At 34.3% G+C, this 8154-nt stretch carries 9 protein-coding genes; 6 read left to right on the forward strand and 3 right to left on the reverse strand.

Features of this window, described 5'->3' with window-relative positions:
• The 3 genes from PL9214_RS02950 to PL9214_RS02960 form a co-directional block, all read left to right on the forward strand.
• Nucleotides 1–211: hypothetical protein (locus tag PL9214_RS02950; protein WP_222425201.1), on the forward strand; the 211-nt coding region annotated here is incomplete at its 5' end.
• A 13-nt stretch (nucleotides 212–224) separates the two neighbouring features.
• On the forward strand, nucleotides 225–422 hold the full coding sequence (locus PL9214_RS02955) for a hypothetical protein (protein ID WP_139294950.1): 198 nt from the start codon (nucleotides 225–227) through the stop codon (nucleotides 420–422).
• Between the two features lie 32 nt (nucleotides 423–454).
• The gene (locus tag PL9214_RS02960; protein ID WP_072717369.1) at nucleotides 455–1546 is read left to right on the forward strand and encodes a hypothetical protein; all 1092 of its coding nucleotides are present in this window, start codon (nucleotides 455–457) and stop codon (nucleotides 1544–1546) included.
• A gap of 41 nt (nucleotides 1547–1587) precedes the next feature.
• Here the strand turns inward: PL9214_RS02960 and PL9214_RS02965 are convergent, their stop codons facing one another.
• A complete protein-coding gene (locus PL9214_RS02965) occupies nucleotides 1588–4128 on the reverse strand; it encodes a hypothetical protein (protein ID WP_072717370.1) in 2541 nt (846 codons plus the stop codon).
• 542 nt (nucleotides 4129–4670) lie between these two features.
• Between PL9214_RS02965 and PL9214_RS02970 the strand changes: the two genes are divergently transcribed.
• From PL9214_RS02970 to PL9214_RS02980, 3 genes are all read left to right on the forward strand, one after another.
• A complete protein-coding gene (locus PL9214_RS02970) occupies nucleotides 4671–5150 on the forward strand; it encodes a hypothetical protein (RefSeq protein ID WP_072717371.1) in 480 nt (159 codons plus the stop codon).
• A gap of 144 nt (nucleotides 5151–5294) precedes the next feature.
• Nucleotides 5295–5723 carry a lysozyme inhibitor LprI family protein gene (locus PL9214_RS02975; RefSeq protein WP_083579864.1) on the forward strand — a complete coding sequence of 143 codons (429 nt, stop codon included), beginning with the start codon at nucleotides 5295–5297 and terminating at the stop codon, nucleotides 5721–5723.
• Nucleotides 5724–5787: 64 nt separating this feature from the next.
• Entirely contained in the window at nucleotides 5788–6231 is a 444-nt protein-coding gene (locus tag PL9214_RS02980; RefSeq protein ID WP_072717372.1) for a hypothetical protein, read from the forward strand.
• Here PL9214_RS02980 and PL9214_RS02985 read toward each other — a convergent pair.
• Both PL9214_RS02985 and PL9214_RS02990 read right to left on the reverse strand, forming a co-directional pair.
• Nucleotides 6203–7165: a competence protein CoiA family protein gene (locus tag PL9214_RS02985; RefSeq protein ID WP_072717373.1), complete on the reverse strand. Its 963-nt coding sequence runs from the start codon at nucleotides 7163–7165 to the stop codon at nucleotides 6203–6205. The genes PL9214_RS02980 and PL9214_RS02985 overlap by 29 nt on opposite strands.
• 551 nt (nucleotides 7166–7716) lie before the next feature.
• Nucleotides 7717–8154: tyrosine-type recombinase/integrase (locus PL9214_RS02990; RefSeq protein WP_139294951.1), on the reverse strand; the 438-nt coding region annotated here is incomplete at its 5' end.

Here is an 8154-nt window from a genome sequence, read left to right on the forward strand (position 1 = left end):
ATTATCAGATCGGAGTGAATGCTTAATGGAGATTCATGCTCAGTGGTATGGAGAATGGAGTACATATTGGCACAAATACAAATGGCAACCTTTATGTAGTGAACATCGAGCGCTCAGTGATTGTTTAGCAGCATTAAACGTTATTAAAATTATGGCAGCAGATAGTGATACCATCGAATATCCTGAAGGAGTTGAGCCACTTGATGAATAATAGTTGCATTCTAATGAATTTAATTTTACCATCGGGTTGTACCGTTGAATTTGTGCAGGCAGAACGTGCCTATCGAATTACCTGCCCTGATGTCTACACGGCTCAATGGGTGTTTAATAATCGGCAAAATTTATATAGTGTGATGAAACAAGGGGAAATGTTAAGAATCAAGAGTCAGGGGTTTGAACAAATTACTTATCCGTTGGCTTAGGATATAATGATACATAATTATAACAATAATTTATGGAAACATCAATCAACAAGAGTATTTCGCATGAAGCCGTAATTTTTATACCTGGATTATCACCTCAAGAAAAGGGAGTTTGCCTTGAGCTTATTAGTAATGGACTTAGTAACCTAGAAGATTTTAGCTTTGAGGATAAAGGTGAAGCTCAAATTCAGGGATATACTGGAAAAAGATTTTGTTTTTATGATAAAGATAATAATATTTCCAGAGAAATAGATATATATGAAGCCTATTGGCAAGATTTAGTTGCTGAGAACAAATTAAGCAATAAAGAGTTGAAAATAAAAATATTTCAGGGATTTGGTCTATTTATTGACTGGATTTTCTCCCGTGTATGGAAAGTTGTTTTTGAAGTTTCTTATTCAAGTGTATGTTTTTTGATCTCTTCTTTACTAATGGTGTTTTGGTATTACGGAATTGTAGCAATAGCAATGACAACAATTGGTGAAAATCATAACTTTTTTGGACAGTCCATTCCTGACGACTTAGCAAAAGCTATTTCTTTAATCGCTAATTCTATGGTTAATTGGCAAATTTGGATTATTGTCAGCCTGATTTTAACTTTTTTGCCTGTAGAGGGAATTGTAGATCAGTTTTATTTTGTAACCCAATATCTAAGAAATGATGAAGAAGGAATTAGTCTAAGAACCAAAACTCGTAATCGAGTAATACCGCTTCTCAATAATTTGTTAAGTAATTATGAAAAAGTAACAGTTGTTGCTTATAGTTTTGGAGTAATGATTAGCACAGATGTTCTAGCAGATTATAATCCTTCAACTACTCAATTGATTCCTCTACGCTATATTACTTTAGGTGGAACTTTAAAATTTCTTTCTTATAAATCAGTTAATCTTCAGAAAGAAATACAAAAATGCTTAGATAATAAAGTAATATCCAACTGGATAGATTATTATTCTAATCAAGATTGGTTTGGATCAAAAACACCTGTACCACAGAAAAAAACCTCTATTGAAATTGAATTTCATAAAACTCCTATTGACAGTTCTTTATGGGAAAAGATAACAGGAAAAACTCATTTTTACTATTTGTTTAATCCGATTTGGATCAAAATGTTGTTAAAAGAATAAACTCAGATAATACGGTGAGTAGAGGATTAGGAAAGTATAGCTTATTTAATTTCGTTCCAAAAATCTTTTAATTTTCCAAACTTATATTGCTTTATAATATTATCCCAATTCCCTTGTAATTCATTGATCTGGTGATTACTTAAGTACCAAGATAAGGGGGCATCTTTACCTTCAAAAGTAATAGTAATACTGTGAAAAATATCTTCAAGTTTTTTGTTCTTTAATTCATTCTTTTTATTCTCAATTTTATGCCGAATCAAATCAATTTTACTTTTAATTAACTTGCTATCTAGCTGATTCCGAGCAATTTGAGTTGATTCTTTAATATTAAATAGTGTCAATAATGGGCCAGTTAACTCTGTAAACCAACCCAGAAACCCATTTTCCTCTCTGATGTCTTCAGTTGGAAAGTGATTAATTTGGATGAATATAACTCGTTCAACTATTGAATCATTCATTAAATCTTCTATATTTTTATCTAACCATTCAAGTGCAGTAAAAGTTCCAAAATTATCAAAATAACCCCCATCGGCGACATGATAAATAACAGGTTTTGTATCAGTAACAGTTTTTGTATCAGTATCAACTTTTTTATCAATAACAGGTTCTTTTTTTAAAGATGAATGATAAGGTCTTGATGAAGGCGTAACATAAGGGAAACTAGCAGAAAGTCTAGCGGCAGTAGTCACATCTAAATCATACCGTTGTTGATATAAAGCCTGAAAATCTTTGGCTTTCATATCTTCATCTGTTTTACTTTTAAACTGTATCGGAGAAATCAAGAATCGCCGACCACCTTCTAATAAAGTTCCATTGAAAACGGGAATTGGAATAAGTCCCTCGTCAACTTTTTCTCTCCAATCAGCTAACGTTGTCTCTTGATTTTTTGATTTTAATTTTAACTGTTTTTTCCAATACCATTCTAGGGAATAACCACGATCACTATATTTTAAGAATAAATCTAATGCAGAAGGCTTAGTTTCTTTAGAATCTGTTTTAAGTTTTCCACTGACTCTATTTTTATCCGAAATAAACTTGATAGCTTGATTTAAAAGTATTAAAAGTCCCCAAGGAACAGCAAAAAATTTCATCATGTCAGGATAAGCAATTCCCCAACCCACAGCATCTAACCAATCTTTAGTAGCATTCTTAAAAATACTATCAAGAGATTGATCATCAGGACAATACTTGCTGTCATCAAACTGATCAAGGAAAAACATTGTTCCTACAGAACCACCAGATACAGCACTAATCAAGCCAATAGATTGAGTAAATGACTCTCCTAGCTCCTTTTGTAAACCACATAAAACTTTTGCTGTCCAACCTGAAGCTTGAATTCCACCTCCACTTGTTGCAACAACAACTAAAGTCTTATTATTACTTTTTCCTAAACGTCTTTTAATTATTTTCTTAAAATTATCTTTTAGCTGTTCTTCTTCATTAATTTCATGTTTTTGGCAGTCTTTCTCAGTAACAGACTTAGATTCTTTCTCAGTAACAGAATTAGGTATTTTTAGCTCAAAAAAGCTATCTATAGAGAAAATCAAATATAGGGAGCCCGATAATGAAACAATAATTAAGGTAATCGGAAGATGCCAAACATCTGTCCAAAAGCTTAACCCACTAAAGAACCCTGTTAAAACCCAAACCATCAATAAAAGATAAAATAATGCAGGAGCAGATCGTCTTTGAGTTAAATTCTTTAATGGTTCATCTCCACCCTGTATTTTTTTAGGATCAAATAAAAAGAACCCTAGTACATAAACAACCCAACCTACAATAAATAATGACAAAAACTCTGAAGTATATTCTGGATTATTTGCTATTTCATCAAAATCTAGTGATTTTTCAAGTTGGTATGAATGATTCAGATTTAATGGATATAAATTAGTCGGATAAATAAGCTCAATTTGATTATATAAGATTAGTGTTAATATAAGGGTTAAAATTAAAATAAGAGATGTTCCTATAACAGAATACTTAATTTCACTTTGTCTCTTTTTATCAACCTGAATTTGATTTCCAAGTTTTTTATTAAACTTTAATTTATTTAATTCTTCTCGTTTATATTCACAATAGTTTTGATTTATTATTCCCCAGTCACAGAGTGTTAAACGAATTGTCAATATCCATGTAGGAGAAGCCAGAATTATTATTGATATTAATGATAATAGATCTAAATTTATACCGTTAACGTTAATGTTAAATATAGTAGATAAAGGTTCAATATCGAAGCGTTCAGAAGCATTTATTACAATCAAATTAAAAGAACAAACAATCATTGCTGCTGTTCCAATGGAAAAACCGAGTACAGTTATTAATTGACCCACCCCACGCATAACAAAAAGATTTTCTAAAAGGTTCTTTATAATTTTTATTGATGAAATAATAGGAAAAAAGAACAACATTAAGCCAGCAATAATTGGCATTCGTAATAAAGCTAGATATTTCTTAATTATAATTAAATTTGGTTCTTCATTCATCAAAAAAACGACAAAGAACACTAACAAAGCTAGGAAAGGTATTCCTAAATAGATCCCGTAATACTTAGAAAAATGCGATTTTTCTTTTTCTTGAGTCATCTATTTAAAAGTAATGTTTATATAGTGGTTATAAAGCTAATCAAGCTGAAACCGAAGTATAGCAAGGATTTAATCCTACAATACCATGCTAACTCATCAATTATAAATCTCTATAATGTTTATATTTCTTAACCGATTAATCTCATTGGGGCTGCAATGCACCGGGGCAAGGTCGAATAAAGCCGTCTCTTGGGAGGAAGTATTAATCACAGCTTGGATGGCCCACTTTAGTTCCGTACATATAACCGACTTTGCCTGTACCATCTTCAACTCAAACTTTAACCCAGGTATTAAGAAGCTTGGGTTGCTGGTTCAGAAGTGGAGGCGTGGGGTCATCAAAGAGGCTTAGTTGTTTCACAAATTTTGACAAATGTACATTAATATTATTCAGTTTACTTTAAAAACTTATCTTTAATCTCAAACAAATTAAAATTTTAACAAACTGTGTAAAATTCTGTAAATCATACCTGAATGATAAGATTCTGAGCCTAAATTAGAAATGGTTACTATCATATAATTTCGATAATCGCTCTTGTCAAGCTATGAAGTTACTTAAAATTGTATTAATCACTGTTATTAGTTTAGTTTTAATATGTGCGCCTAGTTGGGCTATTCCTAAGACTAATGCTAATGGTGATTATATTTTATCTCCCACAACAGATCGACATGGGATTTCTCAATTCAATTGGGTAGTTACCGACAAAGACCCACAAGGATTAAACTGTCGAATGCTCCAACAATATCAAGGCATTTCTATGGATGATATAGATGCACCAAGTATACTTTTTAAGGATAACTACCACACCATTATCAATTGGCCAGTGATGATAACCTTTAAGACTGGACAGAAGTTGAGGGCGGTAACAACCCAATTCGGCAACAATATTGTATTACGAGATAAGCAAGGTAAACCTTGGATTCCAGTAGCAAGTAACTTAAGAATTGAGCTAGACAAAGGTAGTTGTTTCGTCCGTGCTAACCGTCAATTTATTAAGCCGATTCCAGATGAACCAGAAACTTAGGGTTCATCCAATAAGATGTCCATTTAGCAGCTATATAGGAGTATAACTTAAGTTAAACTTAAGGATAACTATGACGAACTGTTGCTGTACAGAAGTACAATAAATCTGTGTTAACTTTGATAATGCTGAAGAGGGAATGTGATTATGAAAAGGCAGCTACTTTTTAGCTTAACAATAATCTTGACAGTGTTGGAGAATTGTTTTTCACCAGGTTATGCTAACTCAATTTCAACGGTTAAACGCCAATCTCAGCAAATTGCACAGTCACAGGTTAATTGCAATAATCCTAGAGGTGATGTAGAAGTTAGAGCGTGTATCCGGTTAAGATATGAAGCAGCAGATCAGAGATTAAATCAAGTTTACCAACAGATTATTCCAACGTTGAGTAGTGAAGAAAAAGCTTTACTGGTTGAAGCACAGCGAGGCTGGATTCAATTACGTGATAATAACTGCGAATTTGAAGTTTACAGGAGTCGAGGGGGTACGGGTCATAGAGGATTTCTCAATGAATGTTTGGAGCGCATGACTAAACAGCGTACAGCCGAGTTAGAAAATTATTTACAACAGAGATAAACATCTTGACGAATAAAGACATTTATTATTAGGTATGTTATAAAATACCAGATTGGATAATATCATGAAAAACAAATTATTTTTACCTCTAATACTCAGTTTTGGAATTTTATCTATTCAGATAGCACTATCTGGACAGCAGCGTTCCTGGGCTAATGAAGTTTATATCAATAAGATGTGCCAGAGACAACAAGATCTACCTCAAATTGAACGATTTACTGTATATTATCAAGAAGAATTTAGCAGCCCAAATCAAACTTATTGGCTTTATGCAGGTCGATATCAAGATGGAGCCGTAATCTTCTGTATTTCTGAACCTAATTTTAACCAAGCTAGAGAATTAAATGCAGAACCTTTACAATTTCAATTCATTGAGAATATCACTCAAGATTCTAATAATTCTACCTTCTTAATTACAGTACGAGAAGGCAATGGTAGAAATCCTCCGTTAACTAACTATAGATTAGACTTAGTTAATCCTAACAAACCTGTCTTAACTCGTCTATAATATTAATGTTATTTGATTTTATCACTCCCAACTCAACCGCCGACAATTCCTTAGCCTCCATCTCAAACAAATCATTCAACACAGGCTTAACATCAACAAACTTAAAATATTCCGTTAAAGAACCGATGGGATAATTAAAAGCCTTGTAGCGATGTTTAAAATACAATTCAATATTTCCCCGATGCTGCCACAGTCCCAGTAAATTAACTACAATATCATCGTAATGCTGTTTTAAATCTCGTTGAATTTCTGCTGTCCTTTCTTCAATTGATCGAGTCGTGATGCCAATCTTGTAGAACAGTTGACCATCTGCTTTAATCTCAAGAAAATAAAGGGAATTTAACAGAATTCGTCTCAGTTGAGCGCGATAAATTTGTAAGTCAGCCAGTCGTTCAGGTAAACTTGATAAGGAAGCGACTTGAGCTAAATTAACAGATTGTTCTAACTTTGTCAGTTCTGCTAACATTAACGGTTCTTGGACTTGGTTAAACAGTTTCAGAGACAACGCACCAACGGGAATCTTACCCAGGTCAGTAAATTGATAAGTGCCATCGTGCGATGCCGACAGGCGGCGGCTACGCCATCGCATCAATTTCTTTAACACCCACTGGAAATTAATCAAGTCTTTGGAGATGGGATAACCAGTAGCGCCATATTCTTTCCACAGGATTTTTAACTGTTCTAATTCTTCTCCTTTGAGTTGAATGTTAAAATTATCATAGAGAGGAAGTGAAGGAAAAGCTTTATTTTTAACCCGTGCAGAAACAGGTTTACAACTATCTTCAGTATGAGCAAAATGATGTTCTTTAACCTTGCCTTTCTTCGCCGTGAGTTGACCGCCACAATAGAGGCAAGTTAACTGAGTTTTTCCCCGTGAAACTTCCTCAATATTCTTGAGTTCACCATCACAAGCCACACCGTATTTCAACCACATAATTAAGCCCTGAAGTTCTCATTAAAAGCAATGTCAGGGAATTATAACTTTCCTTAATATTCCTTAACAGCATTGCGATTAAGTTCTTTCTTCAGAGGGGGGAATGGAAAACTGGATGATGTAAGGGTTAACTTTGTTCTAGGGGAAAGGAAGATTGCACAGCAGTAAATGGGGTTTCAGTAGCATCCATGCAGAAAGTAACGCTAAGGGTAGTTGCCGAGAGCCGCGCACAATAGGACATGATGTAAAGATTTATTACAACCAATCGCTGCAACCTTTACACCGGAGGACGTTAAGTTTCTACTTTGCGGTTCACGACAAACTCGCTATTTTGACCCGTAATGGCATCACCGTGCCCAAACGGGAAAATTGTACGCTAAGGCTGAAACCCTTATCTAGCAAGCATATTAGCCACTGATGTTTCTACATCCCCGCTAGGAGGCAGCTTACCTCAATTTATTGGTACACAGTAGGAGGTATTCTCTGTCCCATAATTTTAATTCCAGCCAAAAGTATTGTTTCTTCCGGTGAAATTTCGGTAATTCCTAAAATTATTCAGAAAAATTTGGCAAACTACTAAACGCCATTTGCGCTACTTTCTCAGCCCGTTGTGGCGTTACTTTTTGATACCGTAACGTTGTCTGAATGCTCTCATGTCCCATCAAAGCCCTAAGTTCTTCAATTCCCATCAGTCCCACCCGTTCTGTAGCAAAAGTGTGCCTTAAATCATGAAGTTTCACCCCCTGAAGCTCTGGAATATTCCCAATCAAACTTGTCCAGGATTTATGCGCCATACGGTAAGACAGACGGGAGACAACCCCAGTTTTGGGCTGTTGAGCAGTAAACAAGGCTGGATGGGTTAGATGTCTGTAATATGTGATGTAGTGATTCAGACTCAGTTGCACAAATTCACTGTAAAAACACCACCGTTGCTTATTACCTTTGCCAATAACTTGAAATTTCCTAGCTTTGAAGTCTATTTGCTCTAA

Origin of the sequence: Planktothrix tepida PCC 9214, assembly GCF_900009145.1 — a bacterium.
In the GTDB taxonomy this organism is placed as follows: Bacteria; Cyanobacteriota; Cyanobacteriia; order Cyanobacteriales; family Microcoleaceae; genus Planktothrix; species Planktothrix tepida.

Excerpts from the sequence above, each read along its gene's own strand:
- PL9214_RS02955 (WP_139294950.1), top strand. The coding sequence starts at position 225 with ATGAATTTAATTTTACCATCGGGTTGTACCGTTGAATTTGTGCAGGCA.
- PL9214_RS02960 (WP_072717369.1), top strand. The coding sequence starts at position 455 with ATGGAAACATCAATCAACAAGAGTATTTCGCATGAAGCCGTAATTTTT.
- PL9214_RS02965 (WP_072717370.1), bottom strand. The coding sequence starts at position 4,128 with ATGACTCAAGAAAAAGAAAAATCGCATTTTTCTAAGTATTACGGGATC.
- PL9214_RS02970 (WP_072717371.1), top strand. The coding sequence starts at position 4,671 with ATGAAGTTACTTAAAATTGTATTAATCACTGTTATTAGTTTAGTTTTA.
- PL9214_RS02975 (WP_083579864.1), top strand. The coding sequence starts at position 5,295 with ATGAAAAGGCAGCTACTTTTTAGCTTAACAATAATCTTGACAGTGTTG.
- PL9214_RS02980 (WP_072717372.1), top strand. The coding sequence starts at position 5,788 with ATGAAAAACAAATTATTTTTACCTCTAATACTCAGTTTTGGAATTTTA.
- PL9214_RS02985 (WP_072717373.1), bottom strand. The coding sequence starts at position 7,165 with ATGTGGTTGAAATACGGTGTGGCTTGTGATGGTGAACTCAAGAATATT.